14 protein-coding genes are annotated in these 26269 nt (G+C 38.8%); 10 read left to right on the forward strand and 4 right to left on the reverse strand.

Annotated elements, in window-relative coordinates:
* Nucleotide 1 precedes the first annotated feature (1 nt).
* The 5 genes from LEP1GSC185_RS03475 (at nt 2) to LEP1GSC185_RS03495 (ending at nt 14991) form a co-directional block, all read left to right on the forward strand.
* Nucleotides 2-1438: an efflux RND transporter periplasmic adaptor subunit gene (locus tag LEP1GSC185_RS03475; protein ID WP_008590555.1), complete on the forward strand. Its 1437-nt coding sequence runs from the start codon at nt 2-4 to the stop codon at nt 1436-1438.
* Nucleotides 1438-4509, forward strand: a complete 3072-nt coding sequence (locus LEP1GSC185_RS03480) for an efflux RND transporter permease subunit (protein ID WP_008591351.1) — start codon at nt 1438-1440, stop codon at nt 4507-4509. Before LEP1GSC185_RS03475 ends, LEP1GSC185_RS03480 begins: the two co-directional genes overlap by 1 nt.
* A complete protein-coding gene (locus LEP1GSC185_RS03485; protein WP_008590219.1) occupies nt 4499-7165 on the forward strand; it encodes an efflux RND transporter permease subunit in 2667 nt (888 codons plus the stop codon). The genes LEP1GSC185_RS03480 and LEP1GSC185_RS03485 overlap by 11 nt, the downstream gene beginning before the upstream one ends.
* Nucleotides 7166-7357: 192 nt before the next feature.
* Nucleotides 7358-14305, forward strand: coding sequence for a TIGR04388 family protein (locus LEP1GSC185_RS03490; protein WP_244264626.1), 6948 nt, complete (start codon nt 7358-7360; stop codon nt 14303-14305).
* Nucleotides 14306-14319: 14 nt separating this feature from the next.
* The gene (locus tag LEP1GSC185_RS03495) at nt 14320-14991 is read left to right on the forward strand and encodes a hypothetical protein (RefSeq protein WP_008594041.1); all 672 of its coding nucleotides are present in this window, start codon (nt 14320-14322) and stop codon (nt 14989-14991) included.
* A gap of 2 nt (nt 14992-14993) precedes the next feature.
* Here the strand turns inward: LEP1GSC185_RS03495 and LEP1GSC185_RS03500 are convergent, their stop codons facing one another.
* Nucleotides 14994-16130 carry a hypothetical protein gene (locus LEP1GSC185_RS03500; RefSeq protein ID WP_232298475.1) on the reverse strand — a complete coding sequence of 379 codons (1137 nt, stop codon included), beginning with the start codon at nt 16128-16130 and terminating at the stop codon, nt 14994-14996.
* A gap of 358 nt (nt 16131-16488) precedes the next feature.
* On the opposite strand from LEP1GSC185_RS03500, the gene LEP1GSC185_RS03505 reads away from it, so the two are divergent.
* Entirely contained in the window at nt 16489-16929 is a 441-nt protein-coding gene (locus LEP1GSC185_RS03505) for a hypothetical protein (protein WP_232298476.1), read from the forward strand.
* Here LEP1GSC185_RS03505 and lsa26 read toward each other — a convergent pair.
* Nucleotides 16919-17710 carry a surface adhesion protein Lsa26 gene (gene lsa26 / locus LEP1GSC185_RS03510; RefSeq protein ID WP_008594457.1) on the reverse strand — a complete coding sequence of 264 codons (792 nt, stop codon included), beginning with the start codon at nt 17708-17710 and terminating at the stop codon, nt 16919-16921. The genes LEP1GSC185_RS03505 and lsa26 overlap by 11 nt on opposite strands.
* Before the next feature lie 471 nt (nt 17711-18181).
* Between lsa26 and LEP1GSC185_RS03515 the strand changes: the two genes are divergently transcribed.
* Genes LEP1GSC185_RS03515 through LEP1GSC185_RS03525 form a run of 3 tightly spaced genes read left to right on the forward strand, consistent with a single transcriptional unit; the run spans nt 18182 to nt 21887 of the window.
* A complete protein-coding gene (locus LEP1GSC185_RS03515; RefSeq protein WP_232298477.1) occupies nt 18182-19612 on the forward strand; it encodes a choice-of-anchor D domain-containing protein in 1431 nt (476 codons plus the stop codon).
* Between the two features lie 9 nt (nt 19613-19621).
* On the forward strand, nt 19622-21541 hold the full coding sequence (locus LEP1GSC185_RS03520; protein WP_008595255.1) for a S8 family serine peptidase: 1920 nt from the start codon (nt 19622-19624) through the stop codon (nt 21539-21541).
* The gene (locus tag LEP1GSC185_RS03525) at nt 21531-21887 is read left to right on the forward strand and encodes a hypothetical protein (RefSeq protein WP_008593500.1); all 357 of its coding nucleotides are present in this window, start codon (nt 21531-21533) and stop codon (nt 21885-21887) included. Before LEP1GSC185_RS03520 ends, LEP1GSC185_RS03525 begins: the two co-directional genes overlap by 11 nt.
* 37 nt (nt 21888-21924) lie before the next feature.
* On the opposite strand, the gene LEP1GSC185_RS03530 is transcribed toward LEP1GSC185_RS03525, so the two are convergent.
* Nucleotides 21925-22956 (reverse strand): alpha/beta hydrolase, encoded by a 1032-nt coding sequence (locus tag LEP1GSC185_RS03530; protein ID WP_008593780.1) that lies wholly within the window; start codon nt 22954-22956, stop codon nt 21925-21927.
* The gene (locus LEP1GSC185_RS03535) at nt 22937-24373 is read right to left on the reverse strand and encodes a flavin-containing monooxygenase (RefSeq protein WP_008594690.1); all 1437 of its coding nucleotides are present in this window, start codon (nt 24371-24373) and stop codon (nt 22937-22939) included. The genes LEP1GSC185_RS03530 and LEP1GSC185_RS03535 overlap by 20 nt, the downstream gene beginning before the upstream one ends.
* Before the next feature lie 119 nt (nt 24374-24492).
* Between LEP1GSC185_RS03535 and LEP1GSC185_RS03540 the strand changes: the two genes are divergently transcribed.
* Nucleotides 24493-26196 (forward strand): GMC family oxidoreductase, encoded by a 1704-nt coding sequence (locus tag LEP1GSC185_RS03540; RefSeq protein ID WP_008595475.1) that lies wholly within the window; start codon nt 24493-24495, stop codon nt 26194-26196.
* Nucleotides 26197-26269 lie beyond the last annotated feature (73 nt).

The following is a 26269-nucleotide window of genomic DNA, read 5'->3' on the forward strand; positions in this document are numbered from 1 at the left end:
GATGAGCCTATTAAAAATTATTCCAATTAATAGTAAAACGCTCTTTTTAAGCTCTGTCTTTCTATTGTTTGTTGCTATTTTACTTTCTTTTTTGGTTCCTAAGATTTCTCGGACTTTTAAAGATTCTAATGTGAAAAAGCCTTCTGTTAAGACGATTGAAATTCAAAGGAAAATGGTTTCTCCAAGTATAGAATCTAGTGGGGTCGTAGATCCGGAAGAAAAGGTAGAAGTTTACTTCAAAGTTCCGGGAAGAATAGAAAAAGTGTACGTTGACGAGGGGGACCATGCATCGAAGGGAAAATTATTAGCTTCTTTAGAAAAATTTCAACTTGAACAAGAAAAGAAAAGGTTTGAAGCGAATTTGGATTCTTCGAAGGCTCAAGTTAAGTTAGCTGAAGAAAAGTATGAAAAGGCTCGGAGACAAGTAGAGGCTAAGTATATTGAAGTTCGTAAACAGTCCGAACTTGTAAATAAGTATAAGGAAGAATACGAGAAGTCTAAAAAAACCTACGAAGCTAAAGACATCGTTTTTAAGGAGGGTGGTATAAGCAGCGAGGAAGCGAATAGTGCTCGAGTTGAAATGATTGCACGAATGACGGCTTATGAAAATGGCAAGAGGGATTACGAAATCGTCTCGATTGGAATGAGAGATGAGGATATTAAAGCGGCTGGATTAAAGGTTCCGGCAAACGATTCCGCAAAATTGGCTATATTAACAGATCTAAATACGAAGATTGAAAAAGCAGAAGTTGAGGTAGCAAGAGCTTCATCTCGATCTAATGAGTCTCTTCTCAATTCAGCAAAACAGAATTTAAGAGAAGCGGATCTTTATTCTCCTATGGAAGGTTTTATTATAAAGAAATATAAAACTCGCGGTGATGTAATAAGCGGATCCTCTGTTCAAGGCCAAGCAGTTGTATTAGTCGCAAAATTAGAAACAATATATGCTGTTTTTAACGTTAGTGAAAAAGATTCCGTAAAGGTTAGGAAAGGATTAGAAGTCGATATATCCATTGATGTTTTGCCTGAAGTAAAGTATAAGGGAATAGTTAGTAAGATTCAGCCTTATATTGAAGAAAAAACCCACACTCTTCAAGTAAGTGCAAAAGTAGAAAATAAGGGAAATAAATTAAAGCCTGGAATGTTTCTGCGAACAAGGACGTATTCAGGTGAGCAGATACCGATGTTTGAAATACCGAGATCAGGGTTTACCGAAACGGGTGATAAAGAAGGTTTTGTTTTTGTTATTAAGGATCAAAGAGCATATAAAGTTACTGTAGAGGTTTCTGAAACCAGGGGCGAATCGATTTTAGTTTCAGCAGGCTTGCAAGAGGGCGATCATGTAGTTGTTGAAGGGGTAAGTAGACTTAAAGAAGGTATAGAAGTCGACGTTCTAAGATCGGAAGGTTCTGAACAAAAACAACCCGTAGGCCAATAGTGAAGAATGTTGTTTCTTTTCTTTTTGCACGACCGATAGCAGTTATTGCTTTTTTCGTTTCATTAGTTATATTCGGCATTCTTTCTTTATTCGACCTAAAGATTACTACCTTACCGGAAATCGGCTTTCCTAAGATATTAATTGAAACTAAATACCCATATGCCGGGATTGAGGAAACGGAATCTTTAGTTTCTCGCCCTATCGCAGAGAGATTAGGTTCTTCTCGGGGAGTGAAGGCAGTTTATACTGTTTCTGAGCCCGGAATTTCTAAAATAACGGTTACCTTTGTGGATAATCGTGACTTAGATTTTAAAATTTTAGAACTTCGCGAAAAGCTAGAACAAGTAAGAGAAGCACTCCCTCAAAATGTCGAAAAACCGGTACTTACCAGATATGATCCTAACTCTGGCTCTTTTTTAGAAATCGCAGTTTTCCCAGATAAATTAAATGATCCGATTCTTCTTAGAAGCAAAGTTGAAGAAGATTGGAAGCCGATTTTAGAGAGGGTCGAAGGGGTTGCTAGCCTTCAAATCGGGGGAGGTTATGAAAGAGAGGTTCTTGCAAAAGTGGACTCTCGAAGAATGTTGTCTTTTAAACTTTCACCTCAGAATGTTGGAAGGTCGGTAGTCCAATCAAATCGAAATGTTCCAGCAGGATCTGTTCCTTCAGGCGATAAAGAAGTTCTAGTCCGTGTTCGAGGAGCTGCTGAAAATTTAGAAGATCTTTCCGAGACAGTTGTCTTTGTCGGTCAAGATGGGGAGCCTGTTCGCTTAAAAGACTTTGCTTCCTTATCATATGAATATAGAAAAAAATCTGAAAAGGCTATTTATAATGGTAAGGAATGCGTTATTCTATATTTCTTTTTGGAATCCGGTGGAAATCCTGTAGAGGTTTCTGAAAAAGTAAAAAAGCAAGCTGAAGAAATTTTAAATTCTTCCCGATCCGAATTAAAATTCGAAATGGGCTTTGATGAATCAGATTATATTAAGAAGGCTGTTGCCGGGTTACGAACTTCTTTACTAATTGGTGCTTTTCTCGCATTCGTAGTTTGCGCATTAGTTCTTAGAAATTTTTCAACGCCATTAATAATTCTCGTTATAGTTCCTGTCTCAGTACTAATCTCATTTTTTCTATTTAGGATTGCAGGTCTTACTTTAAATATGATGTCTCTAGGAGGATTGGCAGTTGGGATAGGTATGTTGTTTGATAATAGTAACGTAATGTTATCCGCGGCAGAGCGCATTTACGAAAAATATAAAGATCGAAAAAGGGCCGCCGAAGAAGCTGTTTCTGAAACAGGAGTTTCGATTGTTATCGCTACTATTTCTACATTGTTTGTTTTCGTTCCAATGGCATTCTTAGATAGCTTTATCGGATCATTGTTTTCAGAAATGGCAATTGCTATTTCATTATCTTTGTCGGTTAGCCTAATCATTGCTCTTTCATTAACTCCAACTCTATACTTTTTAATCCCAAGAATTTATGCAGCAAATGGAACTAGAACTTATACATTTTTTTTTAAAGCGCAAGAAATTGAATCTTTGATAATAAAAAGGCATTTGGAGATTCTGAGAAATTTTATCGAACGACCAAAGCAACTTTTTATATTTTTAGTTGGGCTTGCATTTCTTTCGTTAGTATCTGTATTAACAGTAAAGAAAGAAATTCTTCCAGCTATGGAAACCGGGGAATTTGCGGTAACCTTAAGTTTTTCACCGGGAACTATCAGAGAGAGAATGGAAGATTCTACTTTAGGTTTCGAAGCTTATGTAAAAGAACAGATTCCTATAGAACGAACAGTTATTCGGATCGGAAAAGAAATTGAAGCATCTGGATCTGCTTCGCTCGGATCAGAGGCCATCTCGGAAATTCGATTTATTTTAGATTCATCATATAGAACTAAAACAGCAAAATATGTCGAAAATTTGAGAAAGTCAATTATATCTGAATTTCCTAATATAGATGCAAAGATACGATATTCCGGCGATATCCTTACTTCTTTGATTGGGGAGAATTCTGAAATTCGATTAGAATTACGAGGTGAGAATTTTGCAGAATTAGAAGTATGGGGCGAAAAGATTGTTCAGCAGTCTCAATCTATTAAATCAATTCTAGCTAGTAAACACACACTTTCGGAAAGAATCAGATCGTATTCGTTAAAAGCGGATGAAGCTAAAATGTTAAGATACGGTTGGTCGAATGATTCCTTAGCGGAATATTTAAGAATAGCTACTTTGGGTGGTTATTTTTCTGGTCTTGAAATTTCAGGCAAAGAGATTCCGATTCGCTTGGTCTTCAGAGAAGAAGATGTTCAAAACGCGGCCTCATTATTAAATTTTACGATCCCAGCTGGAGACAAATTAGTTCCAATTGGAGAACTTGTAAAACTTGATAAAGAGTCGGGTTATCGGTATTTGTATGGAATTGGAAGTCAAAGAGCTAATATTATATCTATTATTCCAGAATCTGGAAAGAAAGAAACTGCAATAAAAGAACTTTTAGATCGTTTAGAAAAAATTCCTTCAAGTCTTTCACTTTCCTCAGCGAATCAGGAGGATTATTCAGAAGTTTCTCTTGAACTTGGATTTTCAATCTTACTCGCATATATAGTTCTATTCCTTCTGATCGCAGGACAATTTGAATCTGTTCGCGTTTCTACATTGATTTTAATAACAGTTCCACTCGTGGTTTTCGGATCGATGATTGCTTTAGTTGTTACGTTTAACTCGTTAAATGCAAGCTCGTTTGTGGGTTTAATTTTGCTAATGGGAATCTCCGTGGACTCAGGGGTTTTGTTTTACGAATATTTTCATTCCTTTCGCAAAAAGAAACGAACAGACAAAGAATCTGCAATTTCTGCGGCTTCTACTATAGTTCGCCCTGTTATCATGAACTCTTCCACTACAATTGCTGGCTTATTGCCCGTTATGTTCGGACTGATACCTGGCTCGGAATTCCAAGCTTCTATGGCAATTGTAGTTGGCTTTGGTTTGGTTCTTAGCGTACTAAATTCATTATTTGTTTTGCCAACATTCTTCGTTTTGATGTCGGACAGAAAGAATGCCTTTTAAATTTAAGCAAATTTTTAAGAACAAACCGGGCGCAGCTCTTTCAGCATTTTCTATCATTCTTCTTTTATCTATATTGCGTATATTTAATGTAACTTTGCAAACATTTCCGGATTTAAAATCTCCAACCGTTACCGTAACAACCAGTTGGCCAGGAACGGATGTTTCAAAAATAGAAAGAGAAATCACCTTTCCCCTCGAAGAATCAATTAGTTCCTTGGGTGGGGTTTCGAAAATTCGCTCAGTCACGGAATCTGGTAAATCATTAATTACCGTTTCCTTTGCTACGGAATCTAACCTGGCGGTGAAAATTGCTGAGTTGCGAGAAAAAATTGAAATTGTTTCCGTTCGCTTTCCAAGGGATGTGAGAAGGCCTTCTATTCAATCTTTCGATTCAGCTGAAAGTCCTGTTTTTATTGCAACAGTTGCTAACACAGATGAACAAGATCTTTTTGAAACTCGAAGATTAATTGAACAGAAAGTTAAACCTTATATGGAAGGTATTCCTGGGATTGGCAGGGTTTTAGTTATAGGGGGAGAAGATAAAGAAATTTTAATTTCTTGCGATCGAGACCGTTTAGAGGCAGAGGGATTAACGATTGGAGATGTTTTAAATGTAGTTCGTCAAGGGTCTTTATATTCAAGAATCGGCATTGAAAAAGGAGGGAATGTAGAGGTGCCGATATTTTTGGATAGTCGTAAATATACTCCAACAGATTTCGCGTCCTTACCTATTTCATTTCGAGGACAAGGAACATTATTTTTAAGAGATGTTGCCAAAGTCGGATACGCAAATAAAGATTTGGAAACGATTTTCCGTCGAAATGGGAAAGCTGGAGTAAGTATTTATGCTTTTGCCTCAGGGGGTCTAACTTTCTCTTCCAGAATAATTCTTAATGCCGTTAGAGATTTAGAAATGGAAGGTATAGAACTTCGTATTCTATATGATAAAAATGATCAAATCCAAGAGGAAATGTTATTACGTTTTCTTTTTACTTGTACTATCTTTATTATTTATTTAGCAATCAATGACTTTAAAAAAGCTTATACTAGAACCATTGGATTTACGTATTCAATTGTATGTACCGCTTCTGTCTTATCTTTCGCAAATCATAACATCGGAGCGACACTATTGATTGGAATAAATATTGCGCTTTGCCTACTAATTTTACGGAAAGTTTTTTTTAAGACAAAGAACTATTATGGATCTATATATTTGGCTATTGGTTGGATAATTTGTGTGTACTATATTATAGATCCAGAGTTTTTAAAATTACTATTATACACCTCCACTTCCCTGTTAACGTTTTTAGCTTTATTTTTAGGATTTAATAATCTACAGTTTAGGAAATTTCCATTACTGAGCAAGATGGCGATTTTGGATGAAAAAGTGTCTAACTTACTTTATCCCAGTACGCTTTTTTTTCGATCTTTATTTTTTAAATGTAAAAGTAGTTCACTGGCGAAATATACTGTTTTCTTTATAGAAAATTTTTCCTTGAAATTGAATCACTATAGAATTTTAGGAAAGATTAAGCTATATTCCGTGTTCCAAGTTTTACTACTATTTTCCCCATTTATTCTTTCTGTCTTCATTGCCAAAAGTTACTCTAATCCGTTAAGTAGACGAACTATCGTTGGTAGGATTGAACTACCTTCAGGAACTGGAATTGGGGCAACGGATAAGATTTCGAAAAAGGTTGAGGCTTCGATCTTGGCAGCAAATGTGAGTGACGAAGTGCTTACTACTGTAGAATCTGATCATGCAAATTTGATAATTAAATTAAGGAAGGGAGAATCTCCTGATCCAGAGTTGCTTGCTTTTTTAAAAAAAGGAATTGGGAAACAGGCGCCGGCTTATGTTTCACTTTTACCTGATAGGGACAACGAAACTAGTATCGAAACCACATACGAAATTAGGGGTCCTGATCAAATTGAACTAGATCAATTAGTGAAGATTTTTTCGAAAGAAACATCGGGAATGCCAGAGGTTGAAGAAACTGTTTTAAGATATAAAGGTCCTCGCGACGAGTTCATAATGGATCTAGATCCGAGTAAATCCTCGCAGTCTTTATTAGAAACCTCGCATCTAGGAGAAGATATCCGATTAACTTTACAAGGAGGGGTTGGAGCAAAAGCATTTGTAGATTCGAAATTATACGATGTTAGAATTAGATCTACAGAAGAATTTCGCGAATCGAAAACTTCTTTAAATAAAATTAAAGTTAGAAATTCAGCCTCAAAATTTGTTCCAGTTGAGGAGATTACCTCTGGCAAAGAGGATACAACGCCTGTAAAAATCTATCACACCGATAGAAAAAGGTCCTTGGCATTTTCTGTAAGATTGAGAAACGATAGTCCAGCATACATTGATAAAGTGCGTGATAGAGTGAATGACATTCCGTTGCCAGGAGATTACACAATCTACACTTCAGAAGGGGAAAGTTTTGCAAAGAGATTTGATGTAGCCTTTATATTAACGTTAACTGTGTTGATCTTACTTCCGATTGTATCTTACCTTGGCAATCCTAGTTTATACAATAGGTTCTTAATGCAATCGTGCAAATTATCTGTGTTGTTCATATTTCTTGGAATTGTTTTCCCCGAATGGCGATCTGATTCGTATATTTATTTTATTCTTCTTGGTTTATTAATTTAATAGGTTTTATGTTTTAATACCTAATTTGAGATATAGCTTTATTCCTTAAGGGCTTTTCTCCGTGAGATCTATACTATCTTAAAAGAAGTGGCGTCGACTGAAGTAAGAAAGTTTTTTCAGATTTGTAAATTTATCTTGAATAGTGAAAAAAAGCCATTTTTTTGTGATTTGAGTCATCTTAGGGTAGTGTTTATGTCACAGCTAACCGTATCTTTTTTACGTAGAATGAGAGTATATTTAATATTGGCAGGGTTTGTCCTGTTTCCCTTTCAAGGGACATTAAAATCTCAAGCTGTGGACCCTGGAAGTATGGAGTTGCCTACAGGTGCCTACCAATCTTCTCAATGGGACAGTCTCTTCCAGCAAGCATATTATCTTTCTGACGTTGCAACATGGGACCAATTGGTTGGAGAGGGATTCAGTTATTTTTGGTCCGACTGGGAAAATCAATCTAACATTGAGTTTGCAAATATCTTAAGCACAATAACAAATAGTGATGCGATAGCAGGAAACCAAGGATACTTAGACTACGTTACTAGCTATTTGCAGATGGAGCAACAACAAGCTGCAAAGGACTGGGAAAATCAGGCAATATATCGGATCGAGCAAGAAAGAAGTTATTTCTTAGCAAGTTTACAAAATAGTCAGGTAGATACCTTAACGACTCAAAGCCCGGTAAGTAACACTTCTGAAAGTTTAGCTTTAAATTCATGGAACCAGAAATTTCAGGAGAACACTCAAGTTGGAATGTATGAATTTCAACAAGCTTTAAAGGATTTACAGACGGAGTTTACTGGTTTACAGAACTCACTTGCAAGCACGGATGCTCAATTCCAACAGAACTTTCAGCAAATACAAGCAATTGAAAATCAAGTTCGTCAGAGTGTTGCCAATAGTGCGGATGGTTTGAAAAGTTATCTTCTCCAACAAAGTCTTCTACATTTAACAGATGCTTCCGGAAATTCTCTTTTGGGAGATTTTTCTGGAATGGATTCTACTCAGCTATTAGCTGCTTATAATACGATCGATGCAAGTAAGCTAAATACGGCGGGTGTAAAACTTAAGAATTTAATCGATACAATCTCAACAGCATTAGATCCCACTAATCCTGCTTCATTAGCGGATATAGCATCTGAAATGCAAGATTACTTAGAGGTCCAAAAAGACTATGCGAGCACTCAAGCTCTAGCTGCGAGAGCCGCTGAATACCAGAACTGGACTTTTGGCGATGGTGGAACAAGCGTAATTCGATATGCTCCTTCTACTATGTACAATGGGATATATTCTTCGGCGGGTTTTCAGGACAACCAAGCTGGTCATTTGGGTTCTGCGGTTGCGGATTATTTAGCTGGCAATGCAGCTAATTTGATTACACAGTTAAATGGACTGTTAGGAAATCCTAATTTAACTGTTTCGCAAGTCTATAGCATGGACCTTGTTGCTTCTTCAAGTGCTGCTTATATAAATCAATATTGGATGTGGAATATAGACTTTCTAGATCCTTATGACTATGAACAAGGGAGTTTATCGCAAGACGGACCTAATTATTATACGTTACAAGCAAAATATTATGGTTGTTGGGGAGGCATTTGTGTCCCTGCTTACGAATGGAAATATGAAGAGTGGGTATATGCACAGGGTTCTGTGCAGGTTCATGATGCAGCTCAACAAGCAAACGCGGAACTTTTTGAGGGCTACTTGGCGGATATTAATCTGCAATTAGGAGATTGGCAAAATACCTTAATGCCTGCTATCAACAGTTGGGAGCAACAAGTTTCCGACTACCAAGCTAGATACTCGGAATGGCAGACTAAAAAGTTAGATCTTCAGAATCAAATCAACACTCAATATCAAACCCAAGTTCAGGAGTTATATCAAAATAGAGAAGAATGGCTTACGAACTTATCAAATCTATATTCGGATGCGAATGCGGCTTCTTCGGGTGCTGCAGTGCTTCCTACATTTTCTTCCAATGTATCTAATTCTTCTGCAGCGTCTTTGGCTTCTCTTTCTAATGAACTTTCCTCCTTTCAAGCGGATGCAGCAAAGGCTCCTGACGCAAGTAAGGTCTCTGGGTTTTATGATAATATTGGAACTGTAATGAATGGAGCGTATAATTTAAGCATTGTAGAAACCCAACAGATAGCTGCATTGGATGCTCAGAAAAGCTCGGTAAACAATCTTATCAAAAGTCTGGAAGCGCAAAGAGAGATGAACTCTTCGGATATTTCGGAAGAAGTTTATGCAAAGTTCACTGGAAAAACTTTCACGGGAGCAGATGCTACTGGTAAGATAGAAGGAGCCGGACTTTGTGTAGGTGATAATTATAAAACAAATCAATCTACATGCGATGCTTTATATAACGACGATAAAAATTTTAAACTGAAATATTCCGATGTTTATGTAGATGACAAAGGTACTATTCATGCGGTCCAAAATGTAAAAACAGGTCAAGCAGTCTTCCAAGGTGGAGATGCTACAAATTCCGAAAGTTATGAACTTACAGAAACAAGTATAAACGTAACCTTAGGAAATGTTGGAACAGTAAAATTAGCGGATACTAAAAATTTAGGAGGAGTATTCAAATCCAATTGGTATTCGAATGAAAATTCAGAAGCACTTTCTTCCTACATGCAATCTTCTTATACAAATCGAACCGATGCGTATATCTCAAACGGTTTGATGAATGCTATTTCATTAAACGCTTCTGCTGCGGATGATTATGCAGGAGTAATGAATACTAGAGCACAAAATAGTGCTGTCGCTCAAGCAAGTGCAGCTTCTACAGCAATGAGTATTGCCCAAACCCTTTTGACAGGTGGTTCCGGAATGGATTGGGCCAAACAACAAGTCAAAGAAATGACTAAGTCAGCAGTCGCCACCGGGATAAGTAAAGCTACCGGAATCCCGGCAGACGTTATTAGCGCATTTATAGATTACAAAGCGGATCAAAAAGCTAAGAAAAAAGCACAACAAGCAATGGATCAGAGAATGATGATCATTTCTCCAGGTCTTTACGTTCTCTCACAAGTTCCAGGAGTAAGAGATGTTGTTCGTCCGATCAATAATATCATACAAAAGGGAGTATCTGAGGCCATCGTGGGAGCGACTAAAGTCACTGCTGAAGTGGTTCATGGTGTTACTTCTGTTTTAGGAAAAGATGGGGCAAAAGCTATTCTCGGCCTTACTCTTGGGCCTGCAGGATTTGTAATCAATACATCAGATATAGATAAACTAGATGATAAGATAAGAGATTTGGGAAAAGAGTCTGCTGAATATATCCGAGGAAAAGATTTACAAGCGGACCTTGCTAAGGGAGATATTCAGGCGAAGTGGAAGGCTGATATTAAAACAGCTGCTTATAACCAAGTGGCAGAACAATTTGCGCCGCCGGGAATGGATCCCCAAATATTCTCTCAACTTTGGCAAGAATTTGATAAAAGACAAGCTGCCAAAGCTGCTAAGAAAGAACAACAGAAACAAATGGTTTCTACGGCACTTCAAATTGCTGCTTCCGTTGCCCTACAGTTTATTCCGGGACCTGGAACCGTTGCCGGTGGAAGTATGCTAGCTTCGGCAATAGCAAGCGTTGGAAGCACTGTATCAAGTGTAGTTTCTGCAATTGGAAGTGCAATTTCCACAGTAGGAACTTGGGTAGCTAATGCAGCAACTTGGGTTGCAAATTTACCTGGAGTCAGTTCAGTTGTGAGCGCTGTCTCGACAGCCTATAACGCCGTCGCAAATTTTATAGCACCGGCTGTAAATATTGCAAAAACTGCGATCACTACAGTTTCGAATACTGTCGGAAGTTTTTTCACTTCTGGTGGGACCCAAGCCGCAACAAATGTTCTTACCACAGCGCAACAGAATTATATTGCTGGAGTTCGTTTCTTAGGTGCGGCTGGACAAGCAGCGATAGCTTCCTCTTCCGGAAATGATAACGCGACTTTATCAGCATTTGCTAATGGAATGCTACTCGGAGCCACTGGACCTATGGGGCTCGCAGGTTCGGTATCTTACACTCCTCCACAGAAAGCTAACACATTAGGTGGGATGTTAGATGAAGGGTTAAATGGACCTTCTGCATCTGGTTGGGGTGGCGGATTGAACGTTGGAGGTTCCGCCTTTAACGGAGGCATTTCGTTTGTTCCCGGATCAGGTTTGAATTTGAATTTCGGAGGAACCGTTGGAGATGCCGGAGGATTCTACAATTTAAGTTATAACTTAGAATCTGGAAACACTAGTGGCTCCATCGGAGCAGGTCAAGAATACGGATCCAACTTTGGTGTAAATCTAAGCACGGATAATGATCAGAAACCTTCCATTTTTATGGGATTCGGTTGTGATATGGGAGAAAACAACTGCGGTGGAGGAGCGGCCAATAAGCTAGGATTAGGCGGATCTTTGACCATCAATGCGGATGGAACTGTCGACCTAGGCGCAGATATTTTAGGAAACCAAGCCTTAGGAATTTCTTTTGATTCCAATAGTAACTCTTGGGGACCGATCACTGCGAATACGAATTTCGGAAACGACTATACGGTCATGACTGCTCAGAACCTTGCGGATAAGGCTCAACGAGAAGCGCAAATGAAGATCGCCGGTACTTATGGAGATGTATTAAAAGATCCTAATTTAATCGCTAATAGTGAAAGCTTAAAGGCCATTGCAGATAGCTACGGCGTAAAACCGGAAAATTTACCCGAAGTCATTCAGAATCTTTCAGACACTGTTCGTAATCCTGATGCCGATCCGAATTTACGTCAGTCAGCTCTTGCTTCTTTAACAGAGATGATGGGCTCCGTTCATAACGAAGCATATGTAGATGGAAACAAAGGACTTAAGGACGCGATCGATAAATCTCCTGCTATTGCGGAGATTAAAGTGCAAGGAAAGGATCAGCATGGATCTGCAGAAGACGGTATATTTAGTCAAGTTGGTGAGCAGGCTAAGATCTATCTGAACCAAATCGCGGGGAATGCTTTTGGGGACTTTGCATATATAAATGATAATGGTGAAGTAGTCTTTAGAAGTTGTTTTGTCGCTGGAACTCTTGTCTGGACTAAGGACGGACAAAGACCGATTGAGACGATTAAGGTAGGGGATATTGTTCTTTCTTGGGACGAGGAGTCAGGTCAAAATGAATATAGAGCTGTCACTGAGACTTTTGTAAATCAGACTACTACAATATTAAAAATTACTTATGCTGACGGGACCGCAATAGAAACTACTTGGAATCACCCATTCTATTTGCAACAGGGCTTGTGGGTACATGCTAAAGATTTAATGGCAGGGGACTTGTCCGTTACTGCTGATGGTAAAGTGGCGACTGTTGCTTCGGTTGTAGAAATTATTCGAAATGATACTGTTTATAATTTTGAAGTGGAAGATAATCATACGTATTTTGTTTCGAAAGCCGGGGTGCTCGTTCATAATTATTTAGATCAAGTGAAGCCATTTTTAGATAATTTTAAGGATGCATTGACTTTTATTAACCAAGAATCTTTAAAAGCCGTTAGTACGATTAATGAGGATATTAAAAAGGCTACTGAGCAAAAGAAAATATATAGCGATTTGATAGATAACGTGAATATCACAGCTTCCGAAAGAGCAGCTTATAATAAAGAGATCAACAAGCTTAACGAGACTATTAAAAGTAGAACTAATGATCTAAATCAGAGAGCAAAAGAAATAGATATGGCAATTACTTTTAGAAATAAGTCTGATGAATTATTAAATCAAACTCAGTATACAGAGTTTCTAAAGACTCAATTAGAAGGTAATGAGAATTTAACGCCTGCGGAGAAGGCGGTTTATAATAAAACCCTTGCCGAACAAATCGCAAAAGTAAAAAAACTTAAAGCCGAAGTTCAAGCAGCATTTTCGAGTGTATCCCAAAGATTCGCAGGTGAGGCTAACCGATTCTTGGATGCAAATCTGAAGTATACAGGACCATTTGCATTTTTAAATGAGAACACTGCTACAGTAAATGCTGGAAATTCTTTATTATCAAATTCTCCAGCCTTCAATGAAAAGAATACTATAGTAAATGCCGATGGTTTTGCGACTAAGCTCGATAAGACCACAACCAATATAATTAAGGATTTCAAAGATAAATATACAGGTGACCCATCAAAAATGCCTGATATAACGAAGGTCTTGGACCGAACCTATGAAAGGCCTAATATCGATTATAAAAGAATGAAGAATGACCCTGCATATAGTGAGTCAGTGATGAAGAAACTAGCTGATCCATTATATGGGGCCCAGTACGGTCGTAAAGGTACTATATTACAATTGGAAGTTGTAATGGGAACAATGAAGCAAGTATATCCGACAAAGGAAAAATTCTTAGAAAAGGCCCTAGTAAGAAAAGTTGGCGAATCCGACAATGAGTATGTTACTCGTCAAACTAGAATGGAAGGAATTGCCTCTTGGATGTATGATGGTTCAAAAACGATAAAGGTAGTTGATAGCGAAGCTACGTATATGAAAAAACTTGAATCTGGTGCAATTACTCTTGATCCGTCAATGATAGTATATAAAGAAGAAGTTGTTCCAAAAAGTGACAATGATCTAGCTTCTGGAATAGCATCTGCAACCTGTCGTATTTACGCAAACTGGCTGCAGGCGGTCTTGTCCCAAAAAACGAATTTGAGTTTTGGTGAGTTTTATAGTTCTAAGCTAATGGAAGGAGATATCGGGATGGGTCAACAGACTGTTGCTCCAGTATTAGACCTCGGAGGAACACCTGGATTTGATAATAGCTACGGCGCACCTGAGATTGGCGGGGGGGCACATAATTTCTCCAGCTTATCGTTGTCTTTATTCGGAGGTCTTTTAGGTCCAAATAAGTTTACAGAGTTTTTAGGCCAATTTATAGATATGCCAAACCCGATCCCGTTTGATACATTAACTCAAAAGTTGGATAACTATAAAGAAGGAGACGTTGTTCAGATTTGGGTTGATAATAGTAATCCACCTGGACCGAATCATTTTTGTTTGATTAAGAAAACAGCAGAGGGTTGGATCAATTATAATCATAATGGAAATTTAGGAAGGGTCGAATTTGGTAAAGTAATAAAACCAGAGGATCTTCAAGATACTAAGATCTACAAAGTCTATGGACCTAATAACTAATAAAGGAATTTAAAATGAAGCGATTAATAGTTTCTATTTTTCTATTAATGTATGTTAGCTGTACTGCCAATACACGCGTAGAAAATAAGAATATTTCCGTATCTGAAGATCAAACGGAGAAAAGAGGTAGGACGGTATATAGAGTACTTTCTAAAAAAGAATATTTGGTTAATAAAACTATATTGTCTGGTGGTTCCAGAAAAATTTATGAAGCTATACGAAAGAAGAATTCGAGACTAAAAGAAAAAGGAAATGCGATTTTTTGTGGGGAATTTAGCCCTAAAGATCTGACGATTCGTATTCAGTATGTAGCGAAAGAATATGATGATATGAAAAGTTCCCTCTTACAGCTGACAGAGAATAGCCCGAATGTTTACACGGTTCATTTTGAAAATGAACCTTTACTTGATGGAATATTCCAGGAAACAGATGATCAAGCTGGTACTAAGTTTTGGCAAATTGGTCTCTTTCCAATTGGAGCAATATCAAAGATTTCCAATCCAACAAATGACCTTGGAATTTTTACAAACAGATTTTTCGATGTTAAATCCATTGCTCTTAACAAAAAGAAAATAGAGACAATCCAAGACTGCATTATGAATTTCAGAATTCAATGGTGTGGAGAACAGGCCAATCCGAAAGATCGAGAATGGAAAGATTGTGATCCACCAGGTAACGAATATTAAATTTATTTCAAATCAACCAAACACGGCACCCCATCGTAAGTATAAAAAATTGGTTCCTTCGATTTCGGATAACGAAAATAAAACACTCTTCCCATACTACTCTCCGGCCTGAGTTCAAAAGGCTCATACGGCTTTTTGAAAAGGAAGAGTTGTTTTGGATCGTATGGAATAAATTCTATATAAGTCGCCATATTCATAAATGATTCGGAAAGATCAGTTTCTCCGGACGAAATCTCTGCACCATGAACTTGTTTATATTTTGGCGATATGGAAAACAAACTAGGGCTAACTTTTGCGTTTGCATCGGAAGAATTTTCGAAGTTTACTGTTACTTTGATAAAATTTTCTTCCGGGTTTTCAGGATAGATTATTCTAATTCTTGGTGGACCGCCTCCACCTGTGATCTGCATCTTAAATGAATCAACCCTTTGAGTGGAAACTATTTTAGGTCGGATTGTTTTTGTTCCGAAATCTAATTCTTTTGCTTTTACAACTTTATATTCCGATTGAATCGGTCCTCTCAGCTTCTCGAATTTAGGGAAGCCTTCTCTAATATGCCGAACCGTTTTCATTACATAAGTAGCCACCATCGACTCACTTTCTGAGAGCCAATAGAAAGGAAGAAGAAGCCAACCTTGCCAAAGTTGTCGATATACAATATCTTTTTCTATTTCTGGTAATACGATCTCTTCTCCACCGCCATCGTACAAAATAGCTTTTATACGAAAATCTTGAGATTCGAGGCCTGGTAATATGAATAATGTAAACATTGAAACATAAAGTAACCAATGTCTTCTATGAGCAAAATGCGAAATGCGTAATACTAAAACATTCTTTAGCTGACCTTCAAGTTTAGAATATCCATCGATTTGATGAAAGCCTAAAAGTTTGATTCCCGAGTCTGGAGAGATCCTTTTTTCTAAATTTTCTTGAACGGCAAGAATAGCTTCTTTTGAATTTAATGAATGGTCTGTTTCATATACAACTATAAGACCAAATTGAGACGAATTTTGTTTTCTTTCGGAAATAACACCTTCTCTATCTTCTTTTTGAGAATTTCGTAATATTGAAAGATAACATTCTTGGAAGATGAAAGATAGAATAAATAATATGAGCACAAAATGTATAGGGGATTTCATCGATTGTTTTTGTTCCAGTAACGGTGAATAACTTTTATAATACTTTTGCAAATAATTATTCCCATCATTCTATTAAAAGTTCCAGCTAAAAAGCAAATAGAAGAGAATTAACTAGTATAAGCTATAAGATTTAATTTTTGAAAAGTGGAGAAGAAATATCCCAAACAGGTAAACGAGTGTGTATTGATTTCGTATATTATTTGCTATTAGAATCTCAGAAATTTCTTTCCAAAACGATTTTCCTGCGAAATTTTGAAAAAAACTCTGACCCTTAGTGTTAAAATTATTCGTATAATAAGATATGGGACTTTCTTTTAGACATTTCGTTTATTCCCTATTGTTCGTGCTCTCTTTCATAATGAGTTCGAATTGTGAGGGCGATCTGTACGAGATCCAAGATCCTTCTTTCGGAATGGTAAAAGACGCTGCCTATTATGTTGAAGCTCACAAGTTAGCGGATACTCAGAATTTAAGGATTTTTGCAGAGCCTGCCGAGCATAATGTGTATGCACATTTTAATTTGAAAGTCTCTCCCGAACTTTTTCTGAAACAAGGTTGGAAGAAGGGAAATCAAGTCGATGAAAGTTTTTGGAAAGAAGAACTGGCTTGGGACATTCTTCATTTCGGATTAGAAGCCCCGGTAGAATTGGCGGACGCTAAAGTCTATATCAGAGAAGATCTCTCCAGAAATTTTTCCGGCAATATAGAGGTGCTTGTTCTAACCGGAACCGAGGGCTATTTGGTTTGTAGGCAATTCACTTCGGATTCAAAATCTTATTTAAGCAATTTTAGTTTTTAGGCTTTTCTTGGGTGCCCGCGGGCTCCCTGAAATTGATCTCAAAGATATCATAATGTGATTCTCTGGCTCCTGTCACGAAAGCGACGGAGACCCCCATATAATATTTGCCGGTATATTTCATCGCCTTCCATGCATATTCGGCCATCTCTTCGGAAGTGATTGAGAATGGATGTATCCTTCCCCTAGACTCATCCATATAAAGACCTTCGTAAGTGCCTATAACTGTGCCTTTGTATTCCAAGCTTAGTATCCTACCCATTACGGAGAAATTTCTTTTTCCGCCGGTCTTACGACTTATCATCTTATCAATAGGATGTGAAGTATCGTGCGCTTGGACCCAAACCGTAATTCTTCCGCTTGGATCTTTTACAGGTGTGGTATGCGGTATTATGTTTTCTTGATATTGTGCCTGGATAACTTCTATACTGCTAGAAAGTGCTATCGGTTGGATCCTGTGGATATTGAACTGTATCAGGATCGTCTGGTTCAGGTTTTTACTTAGGAAGTTCACTACATCCGCGTTTTCCGGACGAACGCTAAAGTTTGCTTTTCTGCGCATAGGCATATAACATTCGTCCCTAGTTTCATCACATTCTTCCGCGGGATCGAAAGTTAGGACTTCTATCACACCTTCGTAAGATTCGAATACAATCCCTCGGCTCTCGAATTGGATTAATTTTGCAACAGTCCAACCCTCCGAATAGGTCCCCAGGGCAAAAGCGGGTGCGTGAGAGAATAAAACAGAAATATAAACAAAGAGGGAATATTTTCTGAGAGTCATAAATCTTTATTGGACGAGACTTTTGGGCTCTTACTACCTATCGGCATCCTTAGATCCTAAGGCCAAGTATTTTCCCTTTATAAGGCGATCCAAAGCAAAATATCGAAATTTTTTCTTTCCAAACTATAACAATCTGGTTTCAAAATAATTTTGGATTACGGAATTCATAAATAGCCTAGTTCCCTCTTATAAGTTCCCATTTTTCGTCATTTTTTAGAATTATTCTGCCAATTCTTCCTATCTTTTAGACCGTATTTTTCTGGACGTACCTTTTCAAACATTCGGCAATAGAAATGGGAGAAATATAGTCTCCATTTGTTAATAAAGGCATAACTTATATTGGATTCCTTGTAGGAATTCCAACATAGTAGGGATTCAAGATTGGGCTCAGGTTATTATCGTTTTATTTTTATCTTATGCATTCTGCCGGGAATACTTCCTCATTTGAATTGCGGGGGAGGAGGTGGCGGAATGAAATTGTTTCCAATTTTTCCATCCTCTTCCGGTATCAAAGGTCTGCATGTTTCGGACTCAGCAGGCAATCGATATTCTTCCGGTTCTACACTTTCTTTAGGTTCCGCTTTAATTAGTTCCTCTTTTTCTAATACTTTGAAGGTTGAGAATGACGGAAATTTTACCGTTACTCTCACAGGAAGTCCGGATGCGGTTTCCAAAAGTGGGATACATGCTTCTCAGTATGTGATCGATTCTCAACCTGCTAGCACGAGCTTGGCAGACGGAGACTCTAGTTCTTTTCAGATCAGTTTTCAGCCTAGTTCCGCGGGTGTTAAATCTGCGTATTTGATCATTAACTCGGATGATCCGAATATCGGTACTTATATTCTTTATTTGAAAGGAACCGGCATGGAAGCTCCTGCTCCTTCTATCCAAGTTTCGGAAGGTAGCTTTAATTTTATCCCGAACGCTCAGACGAATTTTTACGCACCGTCAGGCGGGACTTCTTCCAAAACGATTACCGTTAAAAATTCAGGAGAGCAAGATTTAGTAATTTCTAATATTTCTTTGGGAGGAGCGGATGCGGGTTCGTTTAGTGAAAACGGTTCTTCGGTTACGATCTCTCCTAAAAAGACCTATTCATTTACGATCTCTTTCGGTCCGCTTTCTGTTGCCACTTTTTCCGCTTCGGTCTCAATCGACAGCAATGATCCGAATATTGCAAGCTACTCTATAGGTCTTGCCGGGGTCGGAACTTCCGGAAACGTTCCTCAAATTTCTGTAATGTATTCGGATAATAACAATATCTCCAGGGATATTACGAGTGGAACAGGCTTCTCTTATTCCTTTGGAAGCGTTTTCCCGGGAATCGTTTCTTCCGGTAAAACGATTACAATTCGTAATTTAGGAAGTTCTAATTTAGATCTTTCGGGCACTCCTGTGGTCTTAAGTGGAACAGATCCCGGGGAGTTTACTGTAACTCAACCTTCATCCACGAGCCTTTCTCCAAATTCTTCCGCTACGTTTGTGATCAAGTTTAGTCCAACAAGTGTCGGTTCCAAGTCCGCTACGGTTACTTTGAATACTAGTAACGGAAAAGGTGGGAATGCTTCGAGTTCTGTTTTAGATGTATCCGGGGCGGGAGGAAGAAGGGATATTATCGTAACCTGGGCGCATTCTAAAGAGCATGCAGTTCACATGGCATCAGGCGCTTATAGAGTTTGCTATAAAAAAGGTTCGGATTTTAGTGCACAAGGCGATTCCGGCGTTACTTGCGATGCGGATGTAATGTACGCGGGTGATCCTTATACCCCGAATTATAAAACGATAACCGTAAGTTCTGCTGGAACTTGGTATATCCGAGTAAAGTCCTTTTCTCAGTTTAATGGGACCGGTTCCACATTCTCTAAATCGATCCAGGCAAAAGTTAGTTCTCCGGGATATTAAATAAATTTTATGAAGAATAAATTCATCTCATTTGCTCTCATTCTTTCCGTCTTCTCTGTTGGTTACCTGTTTGCCGAAAAGGAAACGAATGCTGTTTCTAACTGGTCTAAACTTTTGGACCCGGTAGGAAATACCGATAATAAGAAATATTATAAAAGAGATTCCAAAATTAAATTCAAATCTTCGGAAGTCTTGGTTAAGTTCAAAGACAACGCAGGTGACTCGGTTAAATCGTATGCGGTTGGTTCCTTTAACGGAAAAGTCCTAAACGATTTAGGAGAGACTGGGATCTCTCAAGTGGAATTGAGAGAAGGTCAAACTGTAGAAGAGGCAGTCGCTGAATACTCTGCTCATCCGGATGTGGAATATGTGCAGCCGAATTATATTTATCATGCGAGCACTTCCCCAAATGATCCGATTTATGGCCAGTTATGGGGGATGAATAACACTGGTCAGAGTGTGTTAACTGCTACCTATGCGACGAACAATCCCGGAACCAGTACTGACGATATGAGAATGGAAAGCGCTTGGGATGTGAATACGGATTGTTCGAACACAATTGTAGCAGTTGTCGATTCCGGAGTGAATTATAATCACCAAGATTTAAATGCGAATATGTGGAGTTCCGGTTCGTGTGTTTCGGACAAAGGAGTCTCCTTGGGTGCATGTTCAAACGGTTGGGATTATGCGGATAACGATTCCAATCCAATGGACTTGAACGGTCATGGAACTCATGTAGCTGGAACGATCGGAGCCAAAGGAAATAACGCAACTGGAGTCGCAGGAGTTTGTTGGACCGCTAAAATTATGGCAGTTCGAGTTTTAGACCAATCCGGTTCCGGAGATACTGCAACCATTATCAAAGGGATCAACTTTGCAATTCGTAACGGCGCTAAAATCTTAAATTTAAGTTTGGGTGGACCTGATTACGATTCAGCTATGCGTTCTGCTATGGCAAATGCCGGCAGTAAATATGACGCGTTATTCGTAGTTGCTGCAGGAAATGACGGCAGCGATTTGAACTCGGATAACTCTTATCCTTGTGAGTATGATGAAGCCAATATTCTTTGTGTGGCCGCTCTAGATCAAAAGTTCCAGTTAGCAAGTTTTTCTAATTACGATTCTTCCAAGAAGAGAGTGGATATAGGCGCTCCAGGTACAAATATTCGAAGTACTTGGGCAGGCGCAGAGAATACTTATAATCTCCCTTTTGCCAGTTGGAATCTATATCATCTTACAGGTACTTCTTGGGCCCTTGCTACATGCTCCTCTTCGGTTTTATTACTTTCTACTAATTGCGCTACAGTACTCGCCGGAATTTCTACATCTGGATATCAATCTAATTCACATTCCCTCGTTTATGGCGAAATTGCAATTACTTCCGGTGCTGAAGCTGTCACCGCGAGAATGAGTTTATATCTAGATACGGAAGGAGGATATGATGGAATTAATATGTATGCTTCCAGTTCTACTTCTATGCCGGTTATCTTTAGTTCTGTTAACAAAGTAGGAAGTCTTTCAGGAGAACGAAACGGGCAGATAATTCCAGGCTTTGAAGTTGCTTTACCGAATTGCGTCGGCTCTTCGAATTGCAGCTTCGGTTATGAATTTATTTCAGATTCTTCCATCAATCGGGCCGGTGTTGCGATTACCGCATTTAATCTGATCACTCTAGACGTTAATGATATTACTCAGTATAATACTATTAACGGAACCTCTATGGCAACTCCTCATGTAGCAGGTCTTGCTACATTGCTTAGATCCTTTAATCCTAAGTTTACATATTCGGATACGATCAAGGCAATTGTCGCAGGCGGAACAACGACTAGTTCTTTGCAAAGCATTACGAAATATGGGAAGGCGGCTAACGGGAATGGAGCGATCCGAAATTTAGAAGCTCCAACGGATCTAAGCATAGATGTTCCTTAAATATTTTATAAAATCGATTTCGATCCTTGTCCTTCTATTTATAGGCGTTGCTCCCATGTTTTCTCAAGGATTTCCTAAAAATCTTCCCGCTGAAAAAGGTAAATATGTGAAGCCTGGTCGAGTTGTTCCGAACGAGTATATTTTTAAATTGGTATCGGGAACTAATTCGGAAAGGATCAAGGAGCTAACCGCCAACGCAACCGTTTTGAATATCGAAACCATTATGGAGAATACGTACAAAGTAACGTATAAATCCGATCCGGGTTTGGATCTTCTAAAGAAGGCTTCTTCCAAATCTGGTTTTGTAGAATCAGTACAGCACAACTTGGTATACAGGGCTTTTTAAGAATCGGCCCTGCTATTTACTTTATAAAAATATAATCCTATTTTCCGGAAAATCCTGCCTGCATCCATCTTGCGATTTGGTCTAGAGCATTTTTGGCTTCTGGAACGCTCCTGCCTAAATTGAAAAAACCGTGGATCAAAGTTTCGTAGATTTTGATCTCCAGTTTAATTTTTGCTTTTTGAAGAAGGTCTGCATATGCCAGCCCTTCATCCTGTAGAGGATCAAACCCTGCGAGCAACATATACGTTTTAGGAGTATGAGAAAAGTTCGACTGCTGAAATGGTGTGACTCTTGGATCTGTCCAATCTTTCGAATTCGGAACGCTATGATGTTTGAAATAACGAAGTAGATCCCGAGTGAGAGCGTATCCGTTTGCAAATTCTTCTACACTTTTTCTTTCTTGGATTAGATCGATCCATGGGTAAATCAATATTTGGAATTGGGGAAGAGTGAGTTTTTCTTTTTTAGCCTGAGTGGAAATAGAGATCGCTAAATTTCCTCCTGCAGAATCCCCACCCACTGCAATCCTTTTAGGGTCGATGCCAATGGACTTTCCATTTTCTTTCACCCATTTATAAGCGGAGTAAGCATCTTCCCAAGAACAAGGATACGTATGTTCAGGACCCAATCTATAATCAACTGCGAGTATTGCTCGACCTGAAGTTTTTGCTAAATATCTCAAGGGTGGATCGTGAGATTCCAGATCCCCGATCACAAATCCTCCCCCATGAAAATAAAGCAAACAGGGTTCCAGGTCTTCAGATATATTAGAAGAATATAATCTGATCTTGATCCTATGCCCTGTCCCAGGAATGGAAAAATTTTCAACTCTGGGAAGTTCTACTTTTTCCAGATCGAAAAATACCATTATATTTTTGAAAAGTTCTCTCGCTTTAGGCGGAGGAAGATTTTCAGGTTTCGGCTTAATTTTAGCTAAAATTAATGCGGCTCGGACCTTGGGGTCCAAGGTCCGTCCTCTTTTGATATCTTTTCCGAAAATTCTAAGAATCGAATCGGGAAGAGAAAGTAAGGTTCTGGCCGCTAAGGTCTCAAACTTTTGCCAGAGCACTTTTTTTCCTTGGTTCTGATTTTTCGTTGGAAGAGCTTTGTTTTCCGGATTGTTTGTATTTTGCTATGGATGGAACAGGCAATGTTTGCAAACTTTTAGACGCCCTCTTTTTACCTGCTTTTAGCTCCTTCTGCATATAATACAAAAAGTCTTCGTAGTCTACTTGCATCGTATGTCTTGCAGAGCTTACGTATCTCTTCTTCATTTTCTTTTCATAATCTTTGATCTGATTTTGCATTTCAGGAATTGTAGGAAGGCTGTAATTTCCGGTCAGATATTCAGCCAGCCATTTTCCTTGGAACTCTGCAAGAGGCATGATTGCTCCTAAAGGTTGATACAATCCTACAAAGAATAAATTATTCAGATCCGGTTTGAAAGTCCTATGGAACAAAGGAAGATGATTTTCGGGAGCGGAGATAAAATCAGGTTTAAAGAATGGGAACTTAACGTTATAACCGGTGCAATAGATGATCGCGTCGATCTCTTCTTCCGAGCCGTCTGCAAACTTTACCTTGTTTCCGTTATATTCTTGGATTACAGGTTTATATTTGATATCTCCTCTTCCGAGTCTTACTAAAATATCCTGTGAGATGGTTGGGTGGGCTTCTCCGGGTTTATGATCCGGTTTAGGAAGACCGAAATCTTCCATCTTACCTACTCCGATCTTTAACATTGTCCCGAATAGAAATTGTTTTAACCAGAAAGGTGTTCCTGGAGGAAGCAACTCTGTTTGTTTGTCTAAAGGTTTTCCGAAAAGATAATTCGGGATCACCCAAGCGCCTCTCCTGGAACTTAAAAAGACTTTTTTTGCAACTCCGGGACGGCTCAATTCGACGGAAATATCCATTGCGCTGTTTCCCATACCGAGTACTACGACTCTCTTGCCCGCCAATTGGATAGGATGTTCAGGATCCACGTAGTCATGGGAGTGTATTATCTTTCCGTTAAATTTACCCGGGAAATCCGGCTCAGGCCAGCGGGGAGACCAATGATGTCCGTTAGCTACTATAACAGCATCGTAAAATATTTTTTCTCCCTTTTCGCTGGTAACTAGATAGGTCCCATCGTCTTGGGGTTCTACCTTTGAGACGCCGTTCTTGAATTTAATATGTTTACGAAGTCCGAAGTGTTCCACGTAATCTATGAAATATTTTTGGATGGGTTCGTGGTTCGGATAATCCGCGTACCAATCCGGCATTGGATAATCCCGATACTCCATTCTATCTCTATGAGTGTTAATATGAAGTGATTTATAAATATTACTCAGGCCGTTGTCGTTCTTAAATCTCCAGTTACCTCCTACATCGCTTCCTTTTTCGTAGCAGTCGTAAGGGATTCCCTTGTCCTGCAATGATTTACAAACAGTGATTCCACTAGAGCCGGCGCCAATAACGCAGACTTTCGGTAACTCTTGCATATAGTTCTCCGATCTTTTTATGAGGTTGATAAAACGAATTAGTAGTAGATGTTTTTAGAACGCATAGTCAAGTCCGAAAATGGATTGAGTTAATAAATCGATATGTTTAGGTCGGATTTATGAAGACAGAAGAGAAAACAAACGTTCATTTTGATTACGACTATATCATAGTAGGTTCCGGTTTCGGTGGAAGTGTTTCTGCCATGAGGTTAAGCCAAAAAGGGTATTCTGTCTTGGTGATCGAATCCGGAAAAAGATGGACCGCTAAACAATTTCCTAAAACGAATTGGTCCGTTCACAAATATTTATGGATGCCTAGATTAGGTTTTTACGGAATCCAAAGATTAAATCTCTTAAAAGATTTTTTTCTAGTTAGCGGCGCCGGAGTTGGAGGAGGCTCCTTAGTGTATGCGAATACACTTTACGTTCCTTCTGATAAAACGTTAAATCATCCTACATACAAGAAGATCGGCGGTAAGGAGGGAATGCTTCCTTTCTATAAAGTCGCTTCCAGAATGTTAGGTGTCGTTCAGAATCCTCACTTGGATGGATCGGACGATGTTTTAAAGGAGATTGCGCATGAGATGGGAAGAGGTGAAACTTTTTCTCCAACTCCTGTCGGAGTATTCTTCGGAGAAAAACCTGGAGAAACGGTAAAAGATCCGTTCTTTCTGGGCGAGGGTCCTGAAAGAACCACTTGCAATCTTTGCGGAGGTTGTATGGTAGGTTGCCGCTTTAATTCTAAAAATACATTAGATAAAAATTATCTATTTTTTGCGGAAAAGTTAGGTGCAAAAGTCCTTCCAGAGACTAAAGTAACGGATCTTGTTCCTTTAAATGAAAGAGGAGAAGTCGATCCGGATGCAAGCGGAGAATTCGGTTATCAACTTTCCACTAGATCCACAACTGGCTGGTTAGGATCTCCTAAAAGGAAATTTAAAGCTAGATCTGTCGTACTTTCTGCCGCAGTGATGGGAACTGTAGGCTTACTTCTGCGTTCAAAAGAAGCAGGACATATGAAACGTCTTTCTGTTCGTCTGGGAGATGATGTTCGTACGAATAGTGAAACGGTTTTGGGAGTTACTAAGTTTGGAAAGGATGTGGACTTTTCTAGAGGTGTTGCGATCACTTCTTCCATTCATCCGGATGAACATACTCATATAGAGCCGGTACGTTATTCTAAAGGTTCCGATTTTTTCGGCACTCTTGCGAGTGTGCTAACCGACGGCGGAGGTATTTTCCCTAGACCTCTAAAATATTTTTTTACAATGTTTACTCAGCCTATTTATTTTTTGAAAGCATCCTGGCCTTTCGGCTTTGCTAAAAATTCTCTCATTCTTCTGGTAATGCAAACTTTGGATAATAAGGTTAAGATAGTTAGAAAAAGAAGAATGTCCTGGCCTTTTGAGAGGTCTATGACTTCCGTTATAGGCTCGGGAGAGAAGGTACCTTCTTATATTCCGATCGCAAACCAAACGGCGAGAAAGGTCGCCAAAAAAATAGGCGGTATTCCAAGAAGTTCATTGAATGACGTTCTTCTGAATGCTCCTATCACCGGGCATATCATGGGTGGTTGTGTAATGGGTTCGGACCCGGAAGAAGGTGTGATCGATTTTGAGAATAAAGTATACGGTTATAAAAATCTGAGAGTGTGTGATAGCTCGATGATCCCTGTGAATTTAGGTGTGAATCCTTCTCTTTCCATCACCGCTATGACTGAAAGAGCAATGTCTATGATACCTCCAAAGGAGAATAAGAAGATCTCAAGTTTTGAATTTGAAAAACAATTTGGGATCACATCGGTGGTCTTTCCTAAAATCTGATCCGAAAACGATAGACCTAGACCTCCCCCGAAGAAATTCTCTCCGTATCGGACATCACCGATCCGGAGAAGGA

The organism is Leptospira licerasiae serovar Varillal str. VAR 010, assembly GCF_000244755.1.
In the GTDB taxonomy this organism is placed as follows: Bacteria; Spirochaetota; Leptospiria; order Leptospirales; family Leptospiraceae; genus Leptospira_B; species Leptospira_B licerasiae.

Bases quoted from the DNA above. Each gene is read 5' to 3' on its own strand.
- LEP1GSC185_RS03475 (WP_008590555.1), top strand. From the start codon at position 2: ATGAGCCTATTAAAAATTATTCCAATTAATAGTAAAACGCTCTTTTTA.
- LEP1GSC185_RS03485 (WP_008590219.1), top strand. From the start codon at position 4,499: ATGCCTTTTAAATTTAAGCAAATTTTTAAGAACAAACCGGGCGCAGCT.
- LEP1GSC185_RS03490 (WP_244264626.1), top strand. From the start codon at position 7,358: ATGTCACAGCTAACCGTATCTTTTTTACGTAGAATGAGAGTATATTTA.
- LEP1GSC185_RS03495 (WP_008594041.1), top strand. From the start codon at position 14,320: ATGAAGCGATTAATAGTTTCTATTTTTCTATTAATGTATGTTAGCTGT.
- LEP1GSC185_RS03500 (WP_232298475.1), bottom strand. From the start codon at position 16,130: ATGAAATCCCCTATACATTTTGTGCTCATATTATTTATTCTATCTTTC.
- LEP1GSC185_RS03505 (WP_232298476.1), top strand. From the start codon at position 16,489: ATGAGTTCGAATTGTGAGGGCGATCTGTACGAGATCCAAGATCCTTCT.
- lsa26 (WP_008594457.1), bottom strand. From the start codon at position 17,710: ATGACTCTCAGAAAATATTCCCTCTTTGTTTATATTTCTGTTTTATTC.
- LEP1GSC185_RS03515 (WP_232298477.1), top strand. From the start codon at position 18,182: ATGAAATTGTTTCCAATTTTTCCATCCTCTTCCGGTATCAAAGGTCTG.
- LEP1GSC185_RS03520 (WP_008595255.1), top strand. From the start codon at position 19,622: ATGAAGAATAAATTCATCTCATTTGCTCTCATTCTTTCCGTCTTCTCT.
- LEP1GSC185_RS03525 (WP_008593500.1), top strand. From the start codon at position 21,531: ATGTTCCTTAAATATTTTATAAAATCGATTTCGATCCTTGTCCTTCTA.
- LEP1GSC185_RS03535 (WP_008594690.1), bottom strand. From the start codon at position 24,373: ATGCAAGAGTTACCGAAAGTCTGCGTTATTGGCGCCGGCTCTAGTGGA.
- LEP1GSC185_RS03540 (WP_008595475.1), top strand. From the start codon at position 24,493: ATGAAGACAGAAGAGAAAACAAACGTTCATTTTGATTACGACTATATC.